Annotated in this window: 20 protein-coding genes; 15 read left to right on the top strand and 5 right to left on the bottom strand. The window is 60.0% G+C overall.

What is annotated here, in order from left to right; all coding sequences use genetic code 11:
- Together ACIP6G_RS02450 and ACIP6G_RS02445 are read right to left on the bottom strand one after the other, a co-directional pair.
- Nucleotides 1–906 carry a carbohydrate kinase gene (locus tag ACIP6G_RS02450; RefSeq protein WP_400288489.1) on the bottom strand — a complete coding sequence of 302 codons (906 nt, stop codon included), beginning with the start codon at nt 904–906 and terminating at the stop codon, nt 1–3.
- Nucleotides 903–2,375 (bottom strand): GH32 C-terminal domain-containing protein, encoded by a 1,473-nt coding sequence (locus ACIP6G_RS02445; RefSeq protein ID WP_400288487.1) that lies wholly within the window; start codon nt 2,373–2,375, stop codon nt 903–905. Before ACIP6G_RS02445 ends, ACIP6G_RS02450 begins: the two co-directional genes overlap by 4 nt.
- A gap of 122 nt (nt 2,376–2,497) precedes the next feature.
- Here ACIP6G_RS02445 and ACIP6G_RS02440 point away from each other — a divergent pair, with 122 nt between their 5' ends.
- The 10 genes from ACIP6G_RS02440 to ACIP6G_RS02395 all read left to right on the top strand — a co-directional run bounded on the left by ACIP6G_RS02440 (nt 2,498) and on the right by ACIP6G_RS02395 (nt 14,278).
- Nucleotides 2,498–3,526, top strand: coding sequence for a LacI family DNA-binding transcriptional regulator (locus tag ACIP6G_RS02440; RefSeq protein ID WP_400288486.1), 1,029 nt, complete (start codon nt 2,498–2,500; stop codon nt 3,524–3,526).
- Between the two features lie 370 nt (nt 3,527–3,896).
- Nucleotides 3,897–4,922: a LacI family DNA-binding transcriptional regulator gene (locus ACIP6G_RS02435; protein WP_105657624.1), complete on the top strand. Its 1,026-nt coding sequence runs from the start codon at nt 3,897–3,899 to the stop codon at nt 4,920–4,922.
- Between the two features lie 44 nt (nt 4,923–4,966).
- The gene (locus tag ACIP6G_RS02430; protein WP_400288484.1) at nt 4,967–6,643 is read left to right on the top strand and encodes an ABC transporter substrate-binding protein; all 1,677 of its coding nucleotides are present in this window, start codon (nt 4,967–4,969) and stop codon (nt 6,641–6,643) included.
- A 73-nt stretch (nt 6,644–6,716) separates the two neighbouring features.
- A complete protein-coding gene (locus ACIP6G_RS02425; RefSeq protein WP_105657622.1) occupies nt 6,717–7,694 on the top strand; it encodes an ABC transporter permease in 978 nt (325 codons plus the stop codon).
- Nucleotides 7,695–7,699: 5 nt separating this feature from the next.
- Nucleotides 7,700–8,674, top strand: coding sequence for an ABC transporter permease (locus ACIP6G_RS02420; protein ID WP_400288482.1), 975 nt, complete (start codon nt 7,700–7,702; stop codon nt 8,672–8,674).
- Nucleotides 8,671–9,588, top strand: a complete 918-nt coding sequence (locus ACIP6G_RS02415; protein ID WP_105657620.1) for an ABC transporter ATP-binding protein — start codon at nt 8,671–8,673, stop codon at nt 9,586–9,588. Before ACIP6G_RS02420 ends, ACIP6G_RS02415 begins: the two co-directional genes overlap by 4 nt.
- Nucleotides 9,585–10,532, top strand: coding sequence for an ABC transporter ATP-binding protein (locus tag ACIP6G_RS02410; protein WP_105657619.1), 948 nt, complete (start codon nt 9,585–9,587; stop codon nt 10,530–10,532). Before ACIP6G_RS02415 ends, ACIP6G_RS02410 begins: the two co-directional genes overlap by 4 nt.
- Before the next feature lie 8 nt (nt 10,533–10,540).
- Nucleotides 10,541–12,121: a glycoside hydrolase family 32 protein gene (locus tag ACIP6G_RS02405; protein ID WP_400288481.1), complete on the top strand. Its 1,581-nt coding sequence runs from the start codon at nt 10,541–10,543 to the stop codon at nt 12,119–12,121.
- A 214-nt stretch (nt 12,122–12,335) separates the two neighbouring features.
- The gene (locus tag ACIP6G_RS02400) at nt 12,336–13,607 is read left to right on the top strand and encodes a CynX/NimT family MFS transporter (protein WP_400288480.1); all 1,272 of its coding nucleotides are present in this window, start codon (nt 12,336–12,338) and stop codon (nt 13,605–13,607) included.
- A complete protein-coding gene (locus tag ACIP6G_RS02395; RefSeq protein ID WP_400288479.1) occupies nt 13,604–14,278 on the top strand; it encodes a FadR/GntR family transcriptional regulator in 675 nt (224 codons plus the stop codon). Before ACIP6G_RS02400 ends, ACIP6G_RS02395 begins: the two co-directional genes overlap by 4 nt.
- A gap of 27 nt (nt 14,279–14,305) precedes the next feature.
- Here ACIP6G_RS02395 and ACIP6G_RS02390 read toward each other — a convergent pair whose 3' ends face one another.
- Nucleotides 14,306–15,448 (bottom strand): glutamate--cysteine ligase, encoded by a 1,143-nt coding sequence (locus ACIP6G_RS02390; RefSeq protein ID WP_332731262.1) that lies wholly within the window; start codon nt 15,446–15,448, stop codon nt 14,306–14,308.
- Between the two features lie 155 nt (nt 15,449–15,603).
- Nucleotides 15,604–16,845, bottom strand: a complete 1,242-nt coding sequence (locus ACIP6G_RS02385) for an SAM-dependent methyltransferase (RefSeq protein ID WP_400288475.1) — start codon at nt 16,843–16,845, stop codon at nt 15,604–15,606.
- A gap of 455 nt (nt 16,846–17,300) precedes the next feature.
- On the opposite strand from ACIP6G_RS02385, the gene ACIP6G_RS02380 reads away from it, so the two are divergent.
- The 4 genes from ACIP6G_RS02380 to ACIP6G_RS02365 all read left to right on the top strand — a co-directional run bounded on the left by ACIP6G_RS02380 (nt 17,301) and on the right by ACIP6G_RS02365 (nt 22,187).
- Nucleotides 17,301–18,842, top strand: coding sequence for an amino acid permease (locus ACIP6G_RS02380; RefSeq protein WP_400288473.1), 1,542 nt, complete (start codon nt 17,301–17,303; stop codon nt 18,840–18,842).
- Nucleotides 18,843–19,046: 204 nt separating this feature from the next.
- Nucleotides 19,047–19,343: a co-chaperone GroES gene (groES, locus tag ACIP6G_RS02375; protein ID WP_133833647.1), complete on the top strand. Its 297-nt coding sequence runs from the start codon at nt 19,047–19,049 to the stop codon at nt 19,341–19,343.
- A 33-nt stretch (nt 19,344–19,376) separates the two neighbouring features.
- A complete protein-coding gene (gene groL / locus ACIP6G_RS02370) occupies nt 19,377–20,978 on the top strand; it encodes a chaperonin GroEL (protein WP_105657612.1) in 1,602 nt (533 codons plus the stop codon).
- A 207-nt stretch (nt 20,979–21,185) separates the two neighbouring features.
- Nucleotides 21,186–22,187: an NADP-dependent oxidoreductase gene (locus ACIP6G_RS02365; protein WP_400288471.1), complete on the top strand. Its 1,002-nt coding sequence runs from the start codon at nt 21,186–21,188 to the stop codon at nt 22,185–22,187.
- A 40-nt stretch (nt 22,188–22,227) separates the two neighbouring features.
- On the opposite strand, the gene ACIP6G_RS02360 is transcribed toward ACIP6G_RS02365, so the two are convergent.
- Nucleotides 22,228–22,812 (bottom strand): TetR/AcrR family transcriptional regulator, encoded by a 585-nt coding sequence (locus ACIP6G_RS02360; RefSeq protein ID WP_400288470.1) that lies wholly within the window; start codon nt 22,810–22,812, stop codon nt 22,228–22,230.
- A gap of 316 nt (nt 22,813–23,128) precedes the next feature.
- Between ACIP6G_RS02360 and ACIP6G_RS02355 the strand changes: the two genes are divergently transcribed.
- On the top strand, nt 23,129–25,282 hold the full coding sequence (locus ACIP6G_RS02355; protein ID WP_400288760.1) for an acyltransferase family protein: 2,154 nt from the start codon (nt 23,129–23,131) through the stop codon (nt 25,280–25,282).
- Nucleotides 25,283–25,342: the final 60 nt, after the last annotated feature.

Here is a 25,342-nt window from a genome sequence, read left to right as displayed (position 1 = left end):
TTACTGAGCGATTGCGAGGGAGAAGTCTTTAATCCACGGGGGATTGGCTCCGGCTTGTGCCACTGTCAGTGCAGCTGAGGTTAAGGCCTGACGAAGTGTCTCTTCAACATCTTGAGACTTAGCCGTTGCGCCGTGACGAAGAGCTTGAGCGAATTCTGGATTAGCCAGCACTCCAAAGAGCAGCCCGGACATGAAGGCGTCCCCGGCACCTATGGTGTCCACAAGATTGGTGGGAGAGGCAGCGACATCAAATTGCCGTCCCGAGGAAAGCGCCACGCAACCATCGCCGCCCTGAGTCATCACTGCCAAGGCTGGGCCGAGGCTGGCTACGTGCTTCAGAACCTCCCATGGCTCTAGGCCTGGGTATAGCCACTGACCATCAACGTCGCTGAGCTTCACGATGTGGCTCAGGCCCATCAGCAGCTCAATGCGTTGCAAAGCCGAGTCCCTGTCCTCGATAAGATCCGGACGGAGGTTAGGGTCATAGCTTCGAAGTGAATCGTCTGATGCATTCTTGAAAGCATCGACAATAATTTGACCCGAGGGTTCAATCCAAGCAGCGATGGAACCGGTGTGCAGCAATTCGCTGGAATCATCAGCGGGGACAGCAGGAATCTGCTGGTGGATGTCGAAGTTGTAACGAGCATTGAAGTGCTCATCCATCACTACCTGGGCTACGGACGTGGGATGCCCAGTTACTGAGCCGGCGGCAACATGCACTCCCGCCTGATCCAGGTGCTCCGCAATTTGAATGCCGTAGGAATCCTGACCGAATTCCGTATAGAACTGAACATCATGTCCCAGCCGGGCAAGCCCGACGGCGACATTCAGCGGTGATCCGCCAGGATGCGCAGTTTCTTCAACAACGTCGACGAGGGATTCGCCCATTACGCTAATGCGGCTCATGCCTTGGGCTCCAGTGCGTTATCAGAGAGTTCTTGAACTTTGAAAGACGCATTCGCACCAGTTGCGACGCGCAAGGTCGCGTAGGCCAGCGCTGCCTCACCGGTGAGCTGATCCGTAAGGGAACGTCGACCACCAGCAGCTAGGATTTCGATAGATCCGTGATCCACGAGAACTTTCACATCTAGTTCATCCGAACCAGCGGGCAGAGGCATGCGCTGGTTGGAGGCGTAGAGCTCGTGGTCTACCTTGCCTGCTTCGCGGCGGTGCTGAATCAATTCGGATTCAACGGTGAGTTCGCTGATAAGAGTGTCATCGGCGCGGAATAAGGAAAGGACTGCTGGTTCGGTTGGGCTGGTAGCAAACGTCAGTTCAACCAGAGCGGGGGAGCCCAGCTCAATACGATTTTCGCCAGCGTTGGCCTTGCTTGATGCAACGTCGGCTTTTGGCAATCCGAGAATGCGCTGGCGAATGTCAAACTTGCCGTTGGAGTCTTTCACCAAATCCAGCCGGCGTGCGGCGCTCATGGATCCGCGCCATCCGTCGTGGGGGAGCTCGCGGGCGTAGTCCCAGTTGCTCATCCAGGCAATGAGAGTTTGCTCGTCTAGTGGCAAGCCGTGGAAGCTGACACCTGCATAGAAGTCGCGTCCCCAGTCCAGCCAGTCGCCCTGCTTCAAGGATTCGTATCCGAAGCTATCCCAAGTTTCCTGAGTCTCATCAGGAGTGAAGGTGGTGCCGTTGAATTCACCAATGAAGTACTGGGTACCTGAGCCGCCGGCCACGCCGCCTGGGTTCAGCGAAACAATTAGAACCCACTTCAGCTGGTCTGTGCCGGCAACTGGTAGCTGGAATAGATCTGGGCATTCCCAGATTCCGGCAACAGCAGCCTGGGGTCCGAAGCTGGAGAGCTCGGTCCAGTCCTTGAGGTTCTCAGAACGGTAGATCATCACTCGGCGATCAATGGCTTCAACAGCAACCATGACCCAGAAGGAACCCTGCTCGGATTCGTATCGGATGACCTTTGGGTCGCGGAAGTCCTTGGACCCTCGATCCAGAACTGGATTCTGCCCGTATTTGGTGAAAGTGATTCCACCATCCAGCGAGTAGGCGATGGCTTGGGACTGGTTGGTCTCATCCTTGGCTGCCGCGGTGTAGATGGCAACGACCGGCGCAACCGTGCCGTCGCCGAAGCCGCTGGTATTTTGGTGGTCCACCACGATGGAGCCGGAGAAGATATCAGCCATGTCGCCGTGCAGAATCGCGATAGGAAGTTCTTCCCAGTTCACCAGATCGGTGCTGACCGCGTGGCCCCAAGACATGAATCCGTGGCCTACGCCGTGAGGATTGTGCTGGAAGTACAGGTGGTATTGCTTTCCGTCAAAGAACAATCCATTGGGGTCATTGATCCAGTTTTTCTTCGCAGTGAAATGTAGCTGTGGTCGCTTCACCGCGACCTGTTGAGTTTCGGGCAACGCTGCCATCCTTCGATATGAGTTGGCTAAATGGATTTAGCACAAGACTCTAACAGCGTGGCCGAATCACTGCAATAGGCTAGGGTCGAATAATTGCATTCGAACTGTCTCAAGAGGGAAATGTGGAATCGCCTAAAGCCAAGCGGATAACAATTGCTGACGTTTCAGAAGCTTCGGGGATGTCCAAGGCTGCCGTCAGCATGATCCTGAACAATAAGCCGGGCACGCGACTGTCCGCCGAAGCCACGGAACGAGTGCGCGCGGCCGCCAAGAAACTGGGTTACCGGCCAAATGCGGCAGCCCAATCCTTGCGAAGCGGGAAGACGCGCACCCTGGGGTTCATCTCTGATCAAGTTACCGTGACTCGTTTTGCTTCCGAAATGATCACCGGCATCCTGCGCGCAGCGGAAGAGCGAGACCATACGGTGCTCATTGCTGAGACCTTCGGCAAGCCAGAGCAAATGGCTGAAGCAATAACGCAGATGACCCACCGGGACGTTGACGGGCTGATTCTTGGGTTCATGGATTCTCGCCAACGTGATTTGAAGATCCCGAAAACTGGATTGCCCACCGTGCTGGTCAACGGCATTGACGACAGCCCTTGCGTCGCAGTGCTTCCCAATGAGATGGATTCGGGGGCTAAAGCCGTGCAGAGGGTTATCGAATCCGGGGCGAAGGGTGTTGCGGTCATCGGTGAACTTGAAAACGCCGAAAAGGATCCGCGAACCTATCCAAGTATCTCTCGCCGCTTCGGCTCCCTGCGCAGAGCCTTAGCGGAATCAAACCTCGAAGTACTGGGCCACTGGGTGCTCGACGACTGGAACCCCACCGACGGATATGAAGCAACAATCCGGATGCTAGCCGACGGGTACAACCCTGACGCCATCATTTGCGCCAATGACCGCGTGGCCATGGGTGTCTTCCAAGCGCTCGCCGAAAATGGCCTGAAGCCAGGAACGGACCTGTCCGTGCTGTCTTTCGATGACGAGATCATTGCCAGCTACCTTCGCCCGCAATTGACCTCTATTCGACTTCCATATGAGGGGATGGGTGCTCTGGCCGTTGAGCTTCTGCTCGATGGAAAGCTGGAGCCCGGGGAGCATCAGATCGACATGCCGCTCATTGAGCGCGAGTCCATGAAATCCCGCTGACTCGTGGGCACAACCGAGCCGGCCGGTTCCGCGAACCTGATTTCCACGATTTCCTTTGTGTCCACCAGTGCCATTTCGGGGAATGGCTGCCATGCTTCGGGGTGCTGATTACGCCTCTGCCCTGTGGCATCGTGCCCCATTTGCCCTACTCAGCTGAATGAAGCAAGGGATTCCCATGTCTTGGATCCATGGCCTTGACGGTCAGGAATCGATCCTGTCAATGATTTTCACTGCCGCAAAACTTCTTCCTTGACAGCCGTAAGTGATGTAGGTTACCTTATTTCACAGCGTAGTAACGCGCGTTACTGAATCGTGTTAGCAAACCGTTGGCACGACGCGAAACGCACTGATCTCGAAGGGGAGGAGGGGCATGTCTCAGCAGTCAGTGACCATGGCCGACGTTGCCAAAGCAGCCGGGGTGAGCCGAACAACCGTCTCATTCGTACTCAACGGCCGGATGGAATCAAGCATCCCCGAAACCACAAGAGAACGAATCAACCAAACGGCGCGCGAACTGGGCTACCGCCCCAACGCAGCCGCACGAACCTTGGCCAGCAAACGCAGCTCCTGGTTCGGGCTGGTGACCGAAATTGCCACCTCGCCCTTTGCCACTGACGTGATCAAGGGAGCGCAGCAGGCAGCTTGGAAAGACGGCAACTTCCTCCTTATCGCACCCAGCGACGATGATCCAGGCATGGATAACCTCGCCGTTGAGAAGCTGCTTGAACAGCAGGTTGGCGGATTGATCATCGCGACTTCCTGGCACCGCCAAATCACGGTGCCGGAAAATGCAAAATCAGTTCCCTGCGTACTGGTCAACTGCTTCGATGCCGGAGGCCAATTGCCATCAATTGTTCCGGATGAATTCGGCGGCGGATACGCTGCCGCTGAAATCCTGGCCAAGGCCGGGCACACCAGCATCGGGCACATCACTCTCAAAACAGGAATTCCTGCGCAAATCGGACGCCAAGCCGGTATGAAGCAGGCCCTGCGCGATCACGGAATTGAATTCGATGATTCCCGGATCGTGCCTGGTGATGGAACTGCCGACAGCGGGTACCACGGTACGCAAACGCTGCTAAGCCAACTGGATCCGCCTACCGCAATTTTTTGCGGAAATGACCGGATCGCCATGGGCGCCTATGACGCAATCAAGGAACGCGGATTGCAGGTGGGAAAAGACATTTCAATCGTCGGATTCGATGATCAGGAAATTCTGGCACCGCATATGCGGCCAAAGCTGACAACCATTGCCTTGCCCTTCGAAGAACTGGGCATGGCGGGGGTGTCCCTATTGAATCAAATGGTAGAGGGCTCGCCGATCGAGAATCGCCAAATTACCATCGGCTGCCCCCCACGCATTCGTTCGTCTGTGGCCATGCACGGCCGCAGATGAACTTCCCCTCCGCTACACATCACATGAATGGATGAGGAACTTCAATGATAATCAAATACTTACGTCGCGCGCACCTTGCCGTGGCCGCGACCGCTGTGGCCGGCACCCTCGCCTTGAGCGGATGCGTCTCATCGAATCCAGGCGGAACTGATGGGGGCGACGGATCAGCCAACGCCGCGTTCCTGACCATTCCGCGCGAGGACATGGGAACCTTCTCAAAAAACTTCAACCCCTTCTCGCCCAATGCTGCGCCAATGACCGGGCAGTCCATTTACGAATCCATGCTGGTCTACAACCCGGCAGGCGGCGACACCGTGCCTTGGCTGGCCACGGAGTGGAGTGCAGGCAAAGACGGAAAGTCGCTGGCCTTCAATCTGCGTCCGGGCGTTAAATTCTCCGATGGCACCCCGCTGACGTCCAAGGACGTCAAGCTCTCAGTTGAACTGCAAAAGGAACTGCTCGGCGGCTATGACTACCTGAAGTCCATCAAGACTCTCGATGACTCGACCATCGAGTTCCACTTCAAGCAGGCATTCACCCCGGCCCTCTACGAACTGGGCCAGCAGGTGATTGTCCCGGCCCACATCTGGTCCAAGTTCGACAAGCCCGGAAATGAAGAGAACCCGAAACCGGTAGGCACCGGACCATACACCGAAGTAGCCAATTTCCAGGCGCAGTCCTTCGAATTGGGCAAGAACCCATACTATTGGCAACCCGAGAAGCAGAATATCGGCGGCATCCGCATGCTCGCTTTCGCCGGCAACGACGGAGCCAACCTCGCCGCCATCTCCGGCGATGTTGACTGGACGCAAACCTACATGCCGGATATCCAATCGACCTACGTGGACAAGGATCCGGAGCACCGTCATTTCTGGTTCCCGACCACTGGCGCCGAAATCAACTGGCAGCTGAACACTACCAAGAAAGAATTCTCGGATGTTCGCGTACGCAAGGCGTTGAGCATGGCCGTAGACCGCGAACAGGTTGTCAAGGTCGGCATGTCCGACTACGCCAAACCAGCGGACTGCACCGGACTGTCCGGCAACTATGACAAGTGGCGCGACGCTGCGGTCGTCGAACAGTGCGACTGGACCACGCGGGATGTGGAAGGCGCAAAGAAGCTTCTTGATGAAGCAGGCTTCAAGGAGAATGCACAGGGGCAGCGCACCACCGCCGCTGGCAAGCCATTCACCTTCGATATCTCCGTGGGTTCAACCTCCTCGGATTGGCTTTCGGTAGCGAATATCATCGCCCAAAACCTCCAGGACGTGGGCATCAAGGCGACTGTTGATTCGCCGGATTGGGCCGCGGTGACCGCAAGCTACGAAACCGGTGAATTCGACACCGGAATCGTTTGGACCGCTAACGCTCCGACTCCTTACCAGTACTACCTCAACCTCATGGGCAGCCAGAACGTCAAGCCCGTGGGCAAGCAGACCTTTGACAACTACCACCGGTTCAGCGATAAAAAAGCAGATGAGCTGTTGAACAAGTTCGTGGCTGCCGGCGATGAGGGAGAACAGAAGCAGATCGTTAACGACCTGCAGGCTCGCTACAGCGAACTGGCACCGGTAGTACCGCTATTCGCCGGACCGGAATGGGGTGCCTACACCACTGAGAACTTCGTGGGTTGGCCAACCGAAGATAACCCGTATGCCACGTTGAGCAACCGGGCCCCGACCACCGTTCTGGTGCTCACCAGCCTGGAACCAGCGAACTAGCAACATTTTCCCTTCGCAGCGGGCGGATACCGTCCGCCCGCTGCGTTGCGATCCTTAGCCAAGGACACACAACATGAGTTTCCTCCTACGGCGCTTGGGCTTTTATCTCCTAGCCTTCTGGGCGTCAATCACCCTGAATTTCCTTCTACCGCGGCTGATGCCAGGCGATCCCGTCACCCGCATGCTGTCCCGCTCGCAGCAACGGCTTGAGCCACAACAAGTCGAAGCACTTCGAACCCTGATGGGAGTGGACGGCGGCCCCATCATCCCCGAATACTTTGGCTATCTTAGCCGTGTCTTGACCGGCGACTTTGGGATGTCGATTTCCCGTTTCCCCACTCCAGTCTCCGAGGTCATCGCCTCGCAGCTGCCGTGGACCTTGCTGCTGGGACTGACTTCATTGATTTTCGCCGTGATCCTCGGAAACCTCCTGGGCATCCTTGCCGCCTGGCGCCGTGGCGGCTTCTTGGACTCGGTTGCTCCACCGCTGCTGGTGTTCATCGGTTCTTTCCCGTATTTCTGGCTAGCCATGGGGGCCTTGTACATCTTCGGCATCAACATGGGCGTCGCCCCGATGCGCCATGCCTTCTCCGTAGGCCTGGTTCCCGGATTCAATCTCGAATTCATCCTGGACGTTGCAGCGCACCTGGTCCTGCCCGCGCTGACCATCGTGCTGGTTTCCCTGGGCGGCTGGATGCTGGGCATGCGCAACACCATGATTGCCACCAACTCCGAAGACTACATTTTGATGGCCGAGGCCAAGGGGCTGCGACCGCACCGCATCATGCTGAACTACGCGGCACGCAACGCGATGCTGCCATCGGTCACCAGCATGGGCATGAGCATCGGCTTCATCGTCGGCGGCGCACTGCTGACCGAAGTGGTATTCGCCTACCCAGGCGTCGGCTACCAGCTGCTCGGCGCTGTCCAAGGCCTTGACTACCCGCTGATGCAGGGCATGTTCCTGACCATTACTGCCGCGGTGCTGATAGCCAACTTCCTCGTAGACCTTGTCTACGTCCGACTCGACCCTCGCGTGCGGAAAGGCTGATCGCCATGACCCAGAATGCTACAGATCCACAGACTCTGGCTGCCTCGCAACCAGCGGAGGAAAGCGGATCCGCGCGTGCCAGAGTCAGTGCTACCCGGTTGCTGCGGACTTTGCTCCGCAACGGCAAGGCCGTGGCTGGGCTCAGCATCCTGCTTGCCTTTATCATCCTGGCCTTGCTTGCCCCGGCGCTCTTCCCCGGGGATCCGTCGCGGATTACCTCGGCCGGTGCCAGCGCACCAAGCTTGGAGCATTGGCTGGGTACCACCAGCAAGGGCCAAGACGTTTTGGGGCTGACCCTGTGGGGTGCCCGCTCGTCGCTCTTCGTCGGCTTCGCCGCCGGCATCCTCTCCACCATTGTCGGCGTGCTGGTCGGGTTGAGCGGGGCCTACTTCGGCCGCGGCCTGGACGAGGTGCTCTCCCTGGTTACCAACGTCTTCCTGCTGGTGCCCGGCCTGCCGTTGCTGGTGATCCTGGCGGCATTCATGCCGCCTGGTCTTGGCACGGTGATCGTGGTGCTGATGATTACCGGATGGGCAGGCAGTGCACGCGTCATGCGTTCCCAGGCCATGTCCATCCGCGGAAAAGACTATGTTGCCGCGGCTTTGGTATCGGGCGAGCGCCCGCTGCGCATCATGGTCCGCGAAATGCTCCCCAATATGGCCTCGGTCGTCATGACCACGCTGCTTGGCTGCATCATCGGCTCCATCGGCGCACAGGCTGGGCTTGAATTCCTGGGCTTGGGCGACGTGAACACCATCTCCTGGGGTACCAACCTGTTCTGGGCGACCAGCGACGGATCGCTGATGCTGGGCCAATGGTGGATTTTCGTGCCATCGGGCCTGGCCATCGCCTTGGTCGCCTTCGCCTTGGCCCTGTGCAACTACGCGGTGGATGAAATCACCAATCCGCGCCTGCGCCGCCCGAAGCATGCAACGAAAAGCACCGCGGCGACTACCGTGGTGCGAAAGGAAGAAAAATGAGCGTCCCGGTATTGGAAGTCCAGGACCTGACCGTCGAGTACGTCAGCGACGAGAGAGCTGTGCGCGGCGCTGACCGGGTCAGCTTCGCCATCCACTCCGGTGAAATCTTCGGTTTGGCGGGGGAGTCCGGCTGCGGCAAGTCCACCATTGCCAACTCGATCATGCGCTTGCTGAAAGATCCTGCGCGGATCACCCACGGCAAGATCCTCTTTGAAGGCCAAGATGTGCTGGGCATGGACGAAGCGGAACTGCGCGCCTGGCGCTGGAACAACGTCGCCATGGTATTCCAGTCGGCGATGAACTCATTGAACCCGGTCACCCGAATTGGCGAGCAGTTTGTCGACGTGATCCGCACGCACCGTGGCGGCACCCGTGCTGCCGCGGTGCAGCGCGCCGAAGAGCTGCTCACCATGGTGCGCATCGATCCGGCGCGATTGCGGGCCTATCCGCACCAGCTTTCAGGCGGACAGCGCCAGCGCATTGTCATTGCCATGGCCTGTGCGCTGAACCCGCGGTTGCTGATCCTGGATGAGCCCACCACGGCGCTGGACGTAGTGGTTCAGCAAGAAATCCTGGAGCAGATCAGGGAACTGCAAAGCGAACTCGGATTCGCCATCCTGTTCATCACCCATGACATGTCGCTGATGCTTGAGCTCTCCGATCGCATTGGCATCATGTACGGAGGGCGCATCGTGGAGCTGGCACCGGCGCCGTCGTTGCGCCATGGTTCGAAGCACCCCTATACGCAGGCGCTGCTCGGGGCGTTCCCGCCCCTGCACGGACCGAAAGTCAAGCTCACCGGCTTGGCCGAAGGCACCAGATTCACCAACATCAAGGACCTTAGGCAGGTAGGCGAAGGCCATTGGGTCGCCCCGACCCAAGCCCCGGTCCTCACTCAAGGAGAACTGCCATGACCTCGACAGCTGCCAAGCACGCCTCTATGGTGCCAGTGGTGCGTATCCGTTCGCTGAGCAAATCTTTCACCAGCACCGCACTGTTCCGTCGCACGAAGGTTCCGGCCCTGAGGGGTATCGACCTGGATCTGCACCGCGGTGAAATCGTGGCGCTGGTGGGCGAATCAGGTTCCGGTAAATCGACGTTGGCCCGCTGCTTGGCATTGCTTGAGGCACCGGATTCCGGGGAAATGCTGGTCAATGGAAAGGACATATCCGGGCTCAAGGGATCAGCGGCCCGGAACTACCGCAGCGAAGTGCAAATGGTGTTCCAAGACCCTTTCGGTTCGTTGAACCCGGCCTTCCGAGTGGAGCACATCCTGGAACGCGCCTTGGCGCTGCACCAGCCAAGCATCAAGTCCAAGCGCGCAGAAATGGCCAAGCTGGTGTCCACCGTCGGGCTGAGCCCGGATGTGTTGTCCTCATTCCCGCACGAGCTCTCCGGCGGACAGCGCCAGCGCATTGCAATCGCCCGCGTGCTGGCCGCCAAGCCGAAAGTCATCCTGGCCGATGAGCCTACCTCCATGCTGGATGTCTCGGTGCGGATCGGCGTGCTGAATCTGCTGCACAAGCTGCGCGATGAGCATGGGATCTGCATCCTCTATGTCACCCACGACTTGGCATCCGCCCGCTATCTCTCGGACCGGATCGCGGTACTTAACGAGGGGCGAATAGTCGAGTCGGGCGAGTCCGTGCAGCTGCTGGACAATCCCCGGCATCCATACACCCGGCTGCTGGTGGGCGCGGTACCCGACCCGGACCGCGACAGCAGCCAGGATGCGTCGAAGCGCGCGGCCCTGCGTGAACAGATCCACCGCTGGTCGGCCAGCACCACCCTGAAAAAGCACATGATCGATGAATCACGCCAGCACTGGGTGCTGGCCGGCGAAAGCGAAATGAATTGAATCTGGATATGAATGCCGCCTACGGCAGCGCCTCCCGGAGAAATGTTGTCAAAACCCTGGCTGCAGCCACCGCTTTGGGGCTGGCCGGGGTTGGCCCAGATGCAGCCCATGCCGCTCCCGCAGGCAGCTCCAAGACCAAGAAGGGCGTTTCCCCGGCCATGAGCTACCGTCCCAGCTACCACTTCAGCGTCCCCGACAATTGGAAGAACGACCCGCAGCGTCCGGTGTATCTTGATGGCGAATACCTGTACTACTACCTCTACAACGAGGACTACATTCTCGGCGGCAATGGGACCAGCTGGCGCATGGCGAGTACCACTGACCACGTGAATTTCACTGACCGCGGCGTAGCTATCAGCAAGCATGAGAGCCCCAACGGAGACTGCTGGTCCGGATCAATTGTCATCGACCAGCAAAACACCGCAGGATACGGGAAGGGCGCATTGATTGCGTTGGTCACCCAAGCACCCAATGGCATGCAGGCCCAGTACCTCTGGTACTCCACCGACAAGGGGCGCAGCTTCAAGCCCGGAGGGACCGAACCGGTTCTGGCCAACCCGGGCACCGATGCCTTCCGAGACCCGAAGGTGATCTGGCATGAGCAGAGCTCTCAGTGGGTCCTGCTCAATGCCGAGGGAGACCGCATCGGAATCTATGCTTCGGCGGATCTGAAGCAGTGGACGAGAACCAGCGAATTCGTGCGCACCACGCTGGGCATTCTTGAATGCCCGGATCTCTTCCAGATCCAGGCTTCGGATGGTTCCAGGCATTGGGTGCTGGGAACCAGCGCTAACGGCAAGCCCCGCGATTTGCCCGCTACCTACGCCTACTGGATTGGCGACTTCGACGGAAAGGCCTTCACTGCTTCTCAGGCCGAGCCGCAATGGCTGGATTGGGGCTTCGACTTCTACGGCGCGGTGACCTATCCAGACCACCACGCCGATGGCAGCGAAAATCCCGGAATGCGCCGCGCCATTGGCTGGAACAACTTCTGGGATTATCCGCATAATGCTCCGAGCATGGCCACCGATGGCTACAACGGAGACGACATGATTGTGCGCGAGGTGCGGATGGTTGCCGGACCGAATGGCAACTACCTCGCTTCTGTTCCGGTGGCGCAACTGGACAGGCTAGCCCGTGCAACCACCAAGTTCGGCAGCCCTGTGGTTTCGGGGGAGAAGATTCTCCCGTTCTCCAGCAGTGCTTATGTGCTGCAGTGCGAATTGCGGTGGGACCCGGCCAATCCGCCGGAAAACATCGGTTTCGAGCTGTGCCGGGCCGTATCCGGAACGCGTCATGTGGCAACCGGGCTCTATTTGGCCGGCGGGTTCGCCTATGTGAATCGCAAGCCGGGCTTCCATCCGGGGGATAAGGGCGAATCCAAGAGCCCATTGGAGGTACCGAGCGGGAAACTCGACGTGCGCATCCTGGTGGATCGCTCTAGCGTCGAGGTGTTCTTCGGCGACGGGCGGCTCGTCCACTCTCATCGCGTGTTCCCGCTGTCCACTGATGCCGGGATCAAGCTCTTTGTCTCCGGCGGGAAAGCGTCATACAAGAATCTCACGGCGCGCGAGCTGGGCTTCGCATAGGAGGCTGGCTGCTGCCAGGATCCAGGAAGCCCGAGGGTGGCTTGGGGTAAATCGGGTCGCGGGCCATCCTGCGGTGCTTGCCAAGTGCACGACGTAGCCGGCGTTCTGTCCCGAGCAGCAGCACTTGGCGGACGGAAGCGGGCACGCCGCGAGGTTCTGATGCGCTGGATCACAGGATTCGCCGCGTGAAACATCAAACGTCTAATGTTTAAACGTGATCGACAACGCATCAGAATCCGCGGCCCCGCCTCCTGCCAGCAAAGCCGCCAAGCATCCCTGGCGGGCAAGCGCACTGGCAGTTGCGGCGGTGATCCTCGTCGGGCTGAACCTGCGCATGGGTATTGCCTCGGCATCTCCGCTCTTCCATGACCTGCAGGAGATGATGGGGTACGGCACGTTCATCGCTTCGCTGCTGCCGACGATCCCAGTTTTGTGCTTTGCCGTGGCTGGCGCGGCAACGAGCTTGGTGATCCGCAGGACCGGACTGGAACTGGGCATCGCCCTGTCCTTGCTGCTGCTCACCGCTGGGCTGGCCTTGCGCATTGTCGATTCAACTTGGGCTTTGCTGGCCGGCACCGTGGTAGGCATGTGCGGCTTGGCCATCTGCAATGTGGCCATGCCCTCATTTATTCGAGAGCACCATGGGAACCGCGCCGCGTCGATGACCGCGGCCTACACGACCACCATGTCCATCGGCGCGACGCTGGCCTCCGCAATCAGCGTCCCGCTGGCGGTGAAGGCGGGTTCGCCGACGACGGCATTGGCTTTGTGGGCGATTCCCGCCGGCCTGGCTTTGCTGGTCTTTGTGCCGCTGTCCATCTCCGGGAAGCGTTCCGCTGTTCAGAAGGGCACGCATGTTTCTCCATGGCCGCTACTGGCCACGCGCAAGGGCTTGCTGTTCACCACTGTTTTCGGCATCCAGTCGCTGCTGGTCTATACCGTGGTCAGCTGGTTGCCGCATATCCTCATTTCGCGCGGGCTGGAGCCAGTTGATGCCGGCTTGATGCTGGGCATCGTGCAGGGAGTCAGCATCCCGGCAGTCATGATCATGCTCTGGATGGCTTCGAAGCCGGCCCTGCTGCGCAGTGCCTTCGTGCTGACTACCAGCTGCTCGGTACTCGGTTTTATCGCTCTGCTGCTCTTGCCGGTAGAACTGTCCTTGATCAGCTCGGTCTTAATTGGCCTGGGCTTCGGAGTGTTCCCGCTGGTGATGCTCATGCTCAGCCGCAGTGGCGGCAGCGCAGAAGAAACGACAGCAATGTCCACGGTGGCCCAATCTGTCGGCTACCTGATTGCAGCCATTGGACCCTTCGCCCTGGGGCTCATGCAGGGCGCATTGGGATCTTGGACGGTTGGCTTGGTGATCATCCTCGCCTTCGCTGTGGTGCAGCTTCTGTTCTGCTACAAGCTGGGCGGCCTGCGTACCGAAGCCGATTCGCATCCGTTGATCGAAGTGGACGGCTCGGCTGAAGCGGAGCGGCCATGAGCAAGACCCCATTGCGTCCGCCCTTGTCCGAAGAGGTTGTGGCGAAGCTGCAGAGCGCCGTAGCGCAGGGCCGCTGGAAGGTGGGGGACCGCATTCCGGCTGAACCCGAGCTGATGGCGGAAATGGGCGTCTCCCGCGGGACCTTGCGCGAAGCCATCAAGGCGCTGGCCAGCACGGGGATCTTCGAGGTCCGCCGTGGAGATGGCACCTACGTGCGCGCGACCAGCGAGATCAGCGGCACCGCCCAACGGGTGTACCGCGACCACTCCGACCAGGACGTGCTCCAGGTGCGATTCGCCCTGGATACCCAGTCGGCCCGGCTCGCTGCCAAAGCCGCTGATGCAAAAGTAGTCGAACAGCTGCGCGCTTTGCTGGGCCAGCGAAGCGAAGCATGGGGAAACCGGGATTATCCTGCGTGGGCGAAAGCCGACTGGAAATTCCATCTGGAAGTGGCGCGGGCTTCCGGTGTTCCGCTGATGCATGAGATCTATGAGAGCTTCGGGGATGTTTTCCACGGAACCAAGATGGTCCAGAGGCTTTCCGACGGATTCGATGGCTGCCTGCACGAGGGCCACGAATCACTGGTAGACGCAATCGAAGCAGGCGATCCCGAAGCAGCAGCTCGAACTGTTATCAAGAATCTTGATTACTGCATGAGCTGGATGCCTTAATTCCTGACTTCAAGGGCTCTGCCCGGACTAAACAGCCTTCATGCGCCGGACGTTTTCCTGCACCACTGCCTTGAAATCCCCGCCCGAAGCCGCAAAGGTATTGCGCTGCAACTGGTATTCCGCCCCGCGTTCGATCAAGCGGATGATGCCCTGCAGTTCCTCGGCGCATCCCAGCTGCTCGGCAATCGGTGCCAGGCGCTTGACCTCTGAGCGCAGGTGGTCGGTCACGAGCATCTCGTCGCCTTGGGCGTTGAGGATGATGATGGCATCCAGCCCGTAGCGGGCGGCGCGCCACTTGTTCTCCACTCGGAACCAGGCCGGCATGACAGGAATCTTGTAGCCGGCTTCGATTGATAGCGACATGTCGTGCACCAGGCACTGGGTCAGTGCGGTAAAGGCGGCAATGTCATCCAGAGAGCTCACGCCATCGCAGATGCGCATTTCCACGGTGCCCAAACGAGGTACCGGACGCACATCCCAGCGGATCTCGGAGACATCATCAATAACCCCGGTGTGCAGCATGTCTGTAACGTGGGATTCGTATTCGGACCATGAATCGAAGTGGAAGGGGATCCCGGCAGCTGGCAGCTGCTGGAACATCAGCGAACGCTGCGAAGCGTAGCCGGTGTCTTCCCCGCCCCAGTAGGGGGAGGAGGCGCTGAGTGCTTGGAAATGCGGCTGGTAGTTGATCAAACCGTCAGTGATTGGAAGCGCTTTTTCGCGATCGTCCAAGCCCACGTGCACGTGCACGCCGTAGATCACCATCTGGCGGCCCCACCACTGGGTGCGGTCAATCAGCTTGGCATAGCGGTCCTTGTCCGTCACCGGCTGCAAGGTCGGCGCGGCAAAAGGATGGGAGCCCGCGGAATACAGGTCCACGCCGTGGTTTCCGGCGACCTCGTTGAGCATGCGCACGTTGGTGCGCAGTTCCTCAGCCGCGTCTGCCACGTTGGTATGGACACCGGTGACCACCTCCACGGTATTCATCAACAATTCCGGCTTCACTGTCGGATGCTCATCTTCGCGGTCAAGACCGGCCTCATCCTTGAGCTGGTCAAGGATACTCTCGGCAACCGAGCACAAGTCCGCACTTTCGCGATTGACCAAGGCGATTTCCCATTCGACACCGATAGTGGATTGGGAAGAGTGGGCGAACTCGATTTTCTGCACGGCGCTCCTATTGATGACGTCTCGGACGGAATGCTCCGGAGCCGAACAAAGTGGATGGAGCGTCCACCGATTCCTCGATGTTTCTCCATACTCATTGTATGTATTGCGCCGCTCCTGCCGGGACAATGCTCCGGTGGGACCTGCGTCACCCCAGACTAGTGCGGGATGACCTCGAAAGCTACGCGTTTGTCGCCGAGGCGAGCCAGGATCAGCGTTGCCTTGTTCTTGGCGCTCTTGGGGGAGCCTGCCAGCAAAATGCGGCGCAATTCTTCGGGCGTGACGTCGACTCCGCGCTTCTTGATATCCAATGTGCCGATGCCGTTGGATTTCACCCAGCTGCGCAGCTTCTTCACGTTGTAGTCATGCACTGCCATGACTTTGTATCCGCGGGCAAACGGCGTGGAGATCTGCTGGTTATGGGTGAAGTAGGCGATGTGCTCATCGAGCAGGTGGCCGCCAGTGCGCTCCAGCAAGGTCGAGATCAGGTGGGAACGGATCACTGCGCCATCGGGTTCGTAGATGTGCGCTTCCAATTCGCCTACCGGGGCTGGCTGATCATTTGCCGCGGCAGCTGCACTGGCCAACTCGTGGGCGCCGTCCTTGTCGATGACCAGCGCGGCACGGGCGATGTCCTTGCGCTTGAGCTTGCCGAACCAGAGGCAGGCCTCGATGACCGAGCCGTGGTCCGAAATCCAGACAGCCTCGGCGTTCGCCGGAATCGCTTCATGGGGCAGGCCCGGACCAAGTTTCACTCCGACGTCCAGCCCGGAGTCCACCAGCTTCTCCACGAAAGACAGGGGCGGGGAAAACGCCTCGGGGTCAAAGAGTCGGCGGGTGCTTCCCTTCACGTCGGTACGCCGGGCTGGATCCAGCCAGACGCCGTCAACCCCGGTCAGATCGGTGTCCTCGGCGCTGCCGTGGATCACAGTGGCATTGTCGAAGGGCATCAGGTTCAGTGTTGTGGCTGCCGCGGTGGTTTCATCCATCTCTACTGCGGTGACCTGCACGCCAGCGCTGGCCAGCGCAATGGAGTCGGTGCCGATGCCACATCCGAGGTCGGCGACGTGGGTGGAACCGGCATTGGTGTAGCGGCGGGCATGCAGCCCGGCGATGGTCAGGCGCGTGGCCTGCTCCAGTCCGGCCGGGGTCAAGATCAACGAGTCTGCAAAGGGGCCGAATTTCACCCTCGCCCGGAAACGCAGCTCGGCCTGCGCCATGACGGCGCGAACCACCTGGGCGTCGTGGCCTTCCTTGCGCAGCTTCTCATTCAGCGACCAAGCAGCATCCTTGGTGGCCACCATGGACGGGTCGATGGTGGAAAGCAGCTTCCAGCCGTCTTCCGAAAGCAGGGCGGCGAATTGTTCATTGAGCGTGGAGTCATTTGAAGCCTGGGCCATGATCCAAGACTATCGTTGATGCGTCTTGGAACAGACTGGCCCTCTCGGTGTGCCCAGCCCGCAGGGCCAGTGATCTATGTGACAAAAACGCGTCACATTCAGAATTCACAGAATTGCCAAGCGGGCTTCGCCAAGCTCCGGGATCCGGCCGCCCAGCAGTTGCGCCAAGAGCAGTTCGAAGCCGGGAGGTGTGAAGCACTGAAACCAAAAGACTAAGTATCACTATCTCATGGGCATTGATTTGGTTAGAGAGAGTAATGCTTGTTGCTAATTGGATCATCTGGCTAACGAGTAGCCCTATCGCTGTTTTACAGTTCTCCGCCACTAGGAAACGGTTCGCTGGACCAACTCGCCCCGCTTGCTGCAAGCGGCTGCATGTCCTCCGCAAGACCTGAAGTGATCCACGTCGCATTCCCCTGTGGAACTGGTGTTGTATGGCACCTGTGATGAAACCTATGCAGCGAACGACAGTGACGTCGACAACCGGTCCAAAGGCCGTGGATCCCGCACCCCTGGTGCAGAACCAGCTTAAGCGCGGCATGAGCAGCCGCCACCTGCAGATGATCGCCATTGGCGGTTCCATCGGCACCGGGCTGTTCGTGGCCTCCGGCGGCACTATTGCCCAGGCGGGTCCCGGCGGCGCGCTGCTGGCCTACGCCGCGGTGGGTCTCATGGTGTACCTGCTCATGCAGTCCCTGGGCGAGATGACCGCGAAGATCCCGGTGGCCGGATCCTTCCAGACCTTCGCTACCCGCTTCGTTTCCCCCTCCTTCGGCTTCGCCATCGGCTGGAACTACTGGTTCAACTGGGCCATCACTGTCGCGGCGGAACTGGTGGCCGCTGGCATCGTGATGAGCTTCTGGTTGCCTGATGTCCCCGGTTGGGTCTGGGCCGGCTCTTTCCTGGTGGCCTTGACCGCCTTGAATGCTTTGTCCGCCAAGGCCTTCGGCGAAGGCGAGTTCTGGCTGGCCATGATCAAGGTGGTCACCGTCATCGCCTTCCTGGCCGCCGGCGTGCTGATGATCTTCGGGGTGCTCGGCGCGCACACCGATCCGCTGGCCAACTGGCGCGAAGGCAACGATGTCTTCCATGGCGGCTGGCTGTCCATCGTCTCGGTCTTCATGATTGCCGGATTCTCCTTCCAGGGCACCGAGCTGGTGGGTGTCGCCGCAGGCGAAGCCAAGGATCCGCGCCGCGAAGTGCCCAAGGCCATCCGCCGGGTGTTCTGGCGCATCATGCTCTTCTACATCGGTGCCATCTTCATCATCGGCTGCCTGATTCCGTTCACCGACCCGAGCCTGCTGGCCAGCGGCGAAGCCGACGTGGCTTCCTCGCCCTTCACCCTGGTCTTCGAGCGGGCCGGCATCGCTTTTGCCGCTGCTGCCATGAACGCGGTCATTCTCACCGCCATCCTCTCGGCTGGCAACTCGGGGCTCTACGCCTCAACCCGCATGCTCTACTCCATGGCCCACGATGGCAAGGCTCCGAAGATCTTCGGGCGCACCAACTCCCGCGGCGTGCCGATCATGGCTCTGCTGGCCACCGCTGCGGTAGGCCTCTTCGGGTTCCTCACCGCCCTGGTGGGCCAGGGTGCGGCCTATACCTGGCTGCTGAATGTCTCGGGGCTGTGCGGGTTCATCGTCTGGGTGGGTATTGCCGTATCCCACTACCGCTTCCGCCGCGGTTATCTCGCCCAGGGCTACAGCGTGAAGGACCTGCCCTACTTGGCCCCGCTCTTCCCGCTAGGACCCATCGTGGCCTTCCTGATGCTGATTGCCGTGATCGTCGGTCAGAACTACCAAGCGGTGCTGGCCGGCCACGGGCTGGAAGTGCTCTCGGCCTATATCGGGCTGCCGCTGTTCCTCGGACTGTGGCTGGTGCACCGCATGGTGACCAAGTCCAAGATGGTCAAGCTCACCGAGATGGATCTGGACGCTCCGGAGGATATCGAAGAGTCCGCGGCTGTGCGCTCTGCGCGAACCGGTGTGAAGAAGTAGGGCAATGATTAGCACTCGCCTTGACCGAGTGCTAAAGCTCGTCCTAAAGTCATGTGTGGGTGTCACGATGGAAGTCGCATCTGCAGCTTGCAGCGTTACACACCGCCTGACTGGATACCACCAACTGGCACCGCGACGACGGTTGGTCCAATGCCATAGGGCGCACCCCTACAACCATTGGTTCATACACGAAAAGGAGAGACCATGTCTGTCTCCATCAAGCCGCTCGAAGACCGCATTGTCATCAAGCAGGTCGAAGCCGTAACCACCACCGCTTCGGGCCTGGTCATCCCAGACTCCGCTAAGGAAAAGCCACAGGAAGGCGCCGTAGTCGCCGTAGGCCCAGGCCGCATCGATGACAACGGCAACCGCATTCCCCTGGACGTTGCAGAAGGCGACGTAGTCCTGTACTCGAAGTACGGCGGAACCGAGGTCAAGGTCGGCAACGAAGAGTACCTGGTGCTCTCGGCTCGCGACGTACTGGCAGTCGTCGTAAAGTAACGCCAACCTCTCTAAAGTTTCAGGAGAAAATGCATGGCTAAGCAGCTAGCATTCAACGAGGAAGCGCGACGCGCCCTCGAAGCGGGCATTGATAAGCTCGCAAACACGGTGAAGGTCACCCTCGGCCCACTCGGCCGCAATGTGGTGCTTGCCAAGACCTGGGGCGCCCCGACCATCACCAATGACGGTGTCACCATTGCGCGTGAGATCGATCTGGAAGATCCATACGAGAACCTTGGCGCGCAGCTGGCCAAGGAAGTAGCCACCAAGACCAATGACGTAGCAGGCGACGGCACCACCACCGCCACCGTGCTCGCTCAGGCCCTGGTCAAGGAAGGCCTGAAGAACGTCGCCGCAGGCGCCGCTCCGGGCGATGTCCGCAAGGGCATTGAACTGGCTGTGGAGATCGTCTCGGACGCATTGGCCGCTAACGCCGTTGCCGTAGAGGACAAGGTTGCTAACGTAGCCGCGATCTCCGCGCAGTCGGATGAAATCGGCGAATTGCTGGCCAAGGCCTTCAAGACCGTGGGCACCGATGGCGTGATCACCATCGAGGAGTCCTCGACTACCGCTACCGAGCTGGTCCTGACCGAAGGCATGCAGTTCGACAAGGGCTACCTCTCGCCACAGTTCATCACCGACCAGGAGCGCCAGGAAGTTGTCCTGGAAGACGCACTGATCCTGATCAACCCAGCCAAGATCTCCACCGTGGCAGAATTCCTGCCACTGCTGGAAAAGGTCCTGGAAGCGAAGAAGCCGCTGCTGATCATCGCCGAGGATGTCGAGGGCGAAGCCCTTTCCACCCTGGTGGTCAACAAGCTGCGCGGCCTGCTGAACGTGGTAGCCGTCAAGGCTCCAGGCTTCGGCGACCGCCGCAAGGCAATGATGCAGGATCTGGCTATCCTCACCGGTGCCCAGGTTGTTTCCCCGGAACTGGGCCTGTCCCTGGACCAGGTTGGCACCGAGGTACTCGGCTCGGCACGCCGCGTGACCATCACCAAGGATTCCACCACCATCGTTGATGGCGCTGGCACCGAGGAAGATGTCGCAGAGCGCGTAGCCCAGCTGAAGGCTGAGCTGAACCGCACCGATTCGGAGTGGGACCGCGAGAAGCTGTCCGAGCGCCTGGCCAAGCTGTCCGGCGGCATCGGCGTGATCAAGGTGGGCGCTTCCACCGAGGTCGAGCTGAAGGAACGCAAGCACCGCATCGAGGATGCTGTGTCCTCCACCCGTGCTGCCCTGGAAGAGGGCATCGTTGCCGGCGGCGGTACCGCCCTGGTTGACGCGCTGGCTTCGCTGGATACCGATGCCCGCATCGCAGCCACCGAAGGCGACGTAGCAGCAGGCGTTGCGATTGTCCGCCGCGCGCTGGTGCAGCCGCTCTTCTGGATCGCTACCAACGCCGGCTTCGACGGTGCGGTAGTTGCTTCCAAGGTGGCGGAGTCCCCAGCCAACGAAGGCTTCAACGCCAAGACCGGTGTCTACGAGAACCTGCTGCACGCAGGCGTCATCGACCCAGTCAAGGTAACCCGCTCGGCACTGCGCAACGCAGCATCGATCGCGGCCTTGGTTCTGACCACCGAGACCTTGGTGGCAGAGAAGGCTGAAGAAGCTGAAGAGGCGCACGGCCACTAGGGTTTAGCCCGTCACCGAAGCATTGCTTCGTGAGCGAAAGCCGCCGTTGGATCCAGGATTTATCTCCTGGATCCAGCGGCGGCTTTTTGTTCTCAGAAAACGATCCACCCGGGGTGACCCAGCTCATTGACACGATAAATGAGTGCGCTCATAATTGAACTCAGTCAAAGATTGATGCCCATTTCATATCCGTACAGGAGATCTTCCATGCACGCGTTCGTTCTCGAAAACTACAAGGGTGCCCTGGTGCAGGCCGAGGTCGCTGAACCTGAGTTGGGGGAGCGGGAGGTACTCATCGAGATTGCGGCCGCTGGCGTCAACCAGCTTGACGAGAAGATCCGCGCAGGCGAATTCAAGGCAATCCTGCCATACAAGATGCCGCTGGTTCTCGGCCACGACGTCGCAGGGACCGTGATCGGGCTCGGCTCAGGAGTCCGCGGCTTTACGGTAGGGGACCAGATTTTTGCCCGCCCTCGAGATCATCGGATCGGAGCTTTCGCCCAGCGCATTGCCGTGAATGAAATGGATATTGCGAAGGCGCCTGTCTCCATCGACCTGGTGCAAGCGGCCTCGCTGCCCCTGGTTGCACTGACTGCGTGGCAGGCACTAGTTGAGCGGGGAAATCTGCAGCCGGGGCAGCGAGTACTCATCCACGCTGGCGCTGGCGGCGTCGGAACCATCGCCATCCAGCTGGCCAAGCACCTGGGCGCTTACGTCGCGACAACAGCGTCGGCGACGAACGCCGAATTCTTGCAGGATCTCGGAGCCGATGAAGTCATCGACTACAAGACCGAGGATTTCCAGGTAAGTATCTCGGGCTATGACCTGGTGCTTGACAGCCTGGGCGGCGAAACGCTTGCCAAGTCGCTGGGAGTCCTGCGCCCTGGAGGGAAGGTCATCGGCATCTCGGGTCCGCCGACTCCGGCATTCGCCAAGGAAGCAGGGCTGAATCCGGTGATGGGCTTGGCGGTCCGCGCGCTAAGCCGGTCAGTTCTCAAGAAGGCCAAGAAGCTGGGTGTCGGGTACGAGTTCCTCTTCATGAAGCCCAGCGGCCAGCAGCTGCGAGGCATTGCCGAACTGGTGGACTCCGGGGTCCTGACGCCCGTGGTGGGCCAGGTCTTCGGTTTTGCGCAAACTGCAGAGGCCCTTGAATCGATGGAGGCTGGTGGCCGGCGCGGCAAGACCGTCATCTCCATGCAGCAGAAGTAAAGCGAGCGCGTTCGCCTGGGCGGTGGGCGCGCTTTGCTCGTCAGTGGGGGAGGATTGCAGCAATCTGAGCGCGGATGCCCCGGGCGACTTCAGCTGTGGCCAGTGCCGGGTCCGCAGCAGTAGCCATGGCCAGGAACTGGATGGAAGTGATGGCCCGCGCAATCGTGGCTGCCTCCGGCGCCTCCAGATTCCTATGCGTGCCCAGGAGCTCGGCAATCGCCTGTTCGGTCAACGCCGCTATGCGCAGGGCTTCGGCATGATGCGGTTCCGCCGAATCGCCAAAAACCATTTCGCGCAGATAAAAGCGCCCGTTGTCGACATGCTTCCGATTGCAGTCGATGATCGGTACCAAAAGGGCCATGGTTGCCTCCAGCGCGGTCTTTGCTGATTTAGAGGCCTCGATGCCTTGCTCCAAGGAGCGTTCGTAGCGGTGGTTCTGCACCATGAGCAGCAGCTCGGATTTGGACTTGGCGTAGAGGAAAAGGGTTCCGGTTCCGATATCCGCCGCGTCGGCGATCTGCTGCGTGGTGACCTCATCGACACCGTGTGCCGCGAAGAGTTCGCTGGCCGCGGAGATGATCCGTTCAAGCTTCTGCTGCTTGTTGCGTTCGCGTCGTCCTGGCATAGGAGTTGAAGACGTCACCCGGGAGCCTCTCGGCTAGAACTGATCAGAGTTATTCATGAGTCTAATCAAGAAAGCTGCTGTTTCAGAATGCGCGGATTGACTTCGCTCACCTGGCCAAGCAACAATTTGCCGCCGTGCCGACGATGGCTGGGCGGCAAACCGCCGTGGAACTTTGCGCCAGTTCTCGAATTTCGACAGCTAATCCTGAGCAGGTCAGGCCAATACGGTCAATCTATATACGCTGCTTTACAGCGGCAGCAGCGTCAACTCGCACGGTGTGGCCATGGCGAATTGATAAGATGGTTGGTTGTCTGACGTGAATCAAGTAGAAAACGCCGAGGACAATAACCTGTCCCCGACGAAAGCGCAGCCAGTGAGCCATACCTTGGATCAGTCTCGGACAAGCACCCAGCGTGCCGGTTTCCGAGTTGATTTGCAGGGACTTCGCGCCCTCGCAGTCCTGCTGGTGATGTGCTACCACATCTGGTTCTCCCGGGTCTCCGGCGGTGTGGACATCTTCTTGATGCTCTCCGCCTTCTTCCTCACTTCTTCCACCGCACGGCGCATCGCCCGCGGGCAGCGCCCGCCTCTGCTCGACGGCTGGCTGCATCGATTCTCGCGCCTGATACCGCAAGCGGCGGTAGTCATCATTGGCGTGGTCATCGCGGCATGGATCATCCTGCCTAGTACGCGCTGGCTGGAGCTGATCGACCAGTCCAATGCCGCGCTGTTCTACTGGCAGAACTGGTACCTCTCGGATCACCAGGTGGACTACTACGCCTTCAACACAGCCGCCGCCTCGCCGCTGCAGCACTTCTGGTCCCTGTCTGTCCAGGGACAGATCTTCATCATCTGGCCGCTGGTTCTTGCCGGCAGCGCACTGCTCTGGAAGAAGTTCTTCTCCCGGCACAGCTTCGCCGCCGTAGCAGGCGGCGCCTTCGGAGCCATCTTCCTCGGCTCGCTCGCGTATTCCATTCACATCACCGCCACCAACCAGCAGGTGGCCTACTTCCACACGGGCGCGCGCCTATGGGAATTCGCCCTCGGTTCGCTGCTCGCCTTGGCATTGCCGTGGCTCTCCAGCCTGCCCGAGAAGATCCGCCGCATCGGAGGCTGGGCCGGCCTGGCCACCGTCATAGGCAGTGGCGCCGTACTGGATGTGCAGGGGCAGTTCCCGGGCTTCATGGCTTTGGTGCCCACGGTCGCCGCCGCCTTGGTGATCTCGGCTCCGGCACCGCGCAGCTGGGCCAACCCGTCGGGCCTGCTTTCCTTGCCCCCGCTGGTAAAGCTGGGCGACCTGTCCTACGGCATGTACCTGTGGCACTGGCCGTTGCTGGTCTTCTACCTTGAGGTCTCCGGGAACGAGAAGGCCTCCTTCGCTGCCGGCAGCGTCTTGATTCTTGCCTCGATTCTCGCTTCATGGGCTACCACCAAGTTCGTCGAGAAACCGGCCATCGCCTGGCAAGCCAGTGCCAGCTTCTCGCGCCTGATTCCGCAAACCGGGTTCAAGCTCATTGCCCAGTTTGCCGTGGTCGCCGTGGGGCTTGGCGTAGCCAGCCTTCCGGTGATGGCCTGGGAGAACAACGTCGAGCACCGCAGGGCCATGGCCGCGGCGCAGACCGCCACCGACAACCCCGGGGCCAACGCCGAAGATGACTGGGATCCGTCACCTGCGGCTTTGACCCTGCCGCTGGCGACCGAACTGGATAGCGAATGGCAGACTCCCGGCGATGTCTGCGAAGGGGCGAACGCTCCAGATGACGAGCGCATCCACTTCTGCGAGCAGGGCGGCACTTTCGACGGGGGAGCGCCGGACCTGGTAATGCTGGGCGATTCGCACATGCAGCACTGGTCTGCGGCGGCTTCGGCAATGATCGAGGAAGCTGGCGGCAGCTGGATCTTGGTGTACGAACCGGGTTGCCGCTACGGCTCCGATGCTGACCGCGTGGAAGAAGCCTGCTCCGGTTTCCAGGACGCGGCGCAGGAATACGTAGCGGATCTGGCTCCGCAGATGGTGCTGACCACGGCCAGCAAGACCGTAGCGGACCCTGATGACATGTTTCGCAGCCCGGGGGAGCAGGAGATCCTGGTGGACAACTACGCCGAGATGATCCAGCCGCTGCTCGATGCCGGAAGCCGGGTCATCGCGATGCGCGATACCCCGCGCTATACCTACTCCATTCCGGAATGCGTGGATTCGAACAAGGGACTTCCTGCCAACTGCGATGGTTCGGCCGGCTACGCCTTGAACAGCGTGAATCCAGTGGAGCAATTCCTGGATTCCAATGATTATGGCGACCAGGTTGTTTCCCTGGACATGACGGGGTTGCTCTGCCCCGAGGGGGTCTGCAAAGCTGTCATAGGCAACGTCTTGACGTACCTGGATGATTCGCACCTGTCCAAGACCTTCGTGCTCAGTGCCAAGCGCCAGTTCGCTTCTTCTTTCAAGGATGCAACAAACTGGGAATAAATCACCCCTGATGCGGGATGGGACATGAGGTTGAACACAGTGCGCCAAGAAGGAATAACC

The organism is Glutamicibacter sp. NPDC088483, assembly GCF_044753145.1.
Classification (GTDB): domain Bacteria; phylum Actinomycetota; class Actinomycetes; order Actinomycetales; family Micrococcaceae; genus Glutamicibacter.
Note: the sequence above shows the minus strand (reverse complement) of the source record. Positions and strands in the feature narration are given on the sequence as shown.

Bases quoted from the DNA above. Each gene is read 5' to 3' on its own strand.
- ACIP6G_RS02415 (WP_105657620.1), top strand. From the start codon at position 8,671: ATGAGCGTCCCGGTATTGGAAGTCCAGGACCTGACCGTCGAGTACGTC.
- ACIP6G_RS02380 (WP_400288473.1), top strand. From the start codon at position 17,301: ATGCAGCGAACGACAGTGACGTCGACAACCGGTCCAAAGGCCGTGGAT.
- ACIP6G_RS02430 (WP_400288484.1), top strand. From the start codon at position 4,967: ATGATAATCAAATACTTACGTCGCGCGCACCTTGCCGTGGCCGCGACC.
- ACIP6G_RS02420 (WP_400288482.1), top strand. From the start codon at position 7,700: ATGACCCAGAATGCTACAGATCCACAGACTCTGGCTGCCTCGCAACCA.
- ACIP6G_RS02385 (WP_400288475.1), bottom strand. From the start codon at position 16,845: ATGGCCCAGGCTTCAAATGACTCCACGCTCAATGAACAATTCGCCGCC.
- ACIP6G_RS02395 (WP_400288479.1), top strand. From the start codon at position 13,604: ATGAGCAAGACCCCATTGCGTCCGCCCTTGTCCGAAGAGGTTGTGGCG.
- ACIP6G_RS02435 (WP_105657624.1), top strand. From the start codon at position 3,897: ATGTCTCAGCAGTCAGTGACCATGGCCGACGTTGCCAAAGCAGCCGGG.
- groL (WP_105657612.1), top strand. From the start codon at position 19,377: ATGGCTAAGCAGCTAGCATTCAACGAGGAAGCGCGACGCGCCCTCGAA.
- ACIP6G_RS02425 (WP_105657622.1), top strand. From the start codon at position 6,717: ATGAGTTTCCTCCTACGGCGCTTGGGCTTTTATCTCCTAGCCTTCTGG.
- ACIP6G_RS02450 (WP_400288489.1), bottom strand. From the start codon at position 906: ATGAGCCGCATTAGCGTAATGGGCGAATCCCTCGTCGACGTTGTTGAA.
- groES (WP_133833647.1), top strand. From the start codon at position 19,047: ATGTCTGTCTCCATCAAGCCGCTCGAAGACCGCATTGTCATCAAGCAG.
- ACIP6G_RS02405 (WP_400288481.1), top strand. From the start codon at position 10,541: ATGAATGCCGCCTACGGCAGCGCCTCCCGGAGAAATGTTGTCAAAACC.
- ACIP6G_RS02360 (WP_400288470.1), bottom strand. From the start codon at position 22,812: ATGCCAGGACGACGCGAACGCAACAAGCAGCAGAAGCTTGAACGGATC.
- ACIP6G_RS02365 (WP_400288471.1), top strand. From the start codon at position 21,186: ATGCACGCGTTCGTTCTCGAAAACTACAAGGGTGCCCTGGTGCAGGCC.
- ACIP6G_RS02410 (WP_105657619.1), top strand. From the start codon at position 9,585: ATGACCTCGACAGCTGCCAAGCACGCCTCTATGGTGCCAGTGGTGCGT.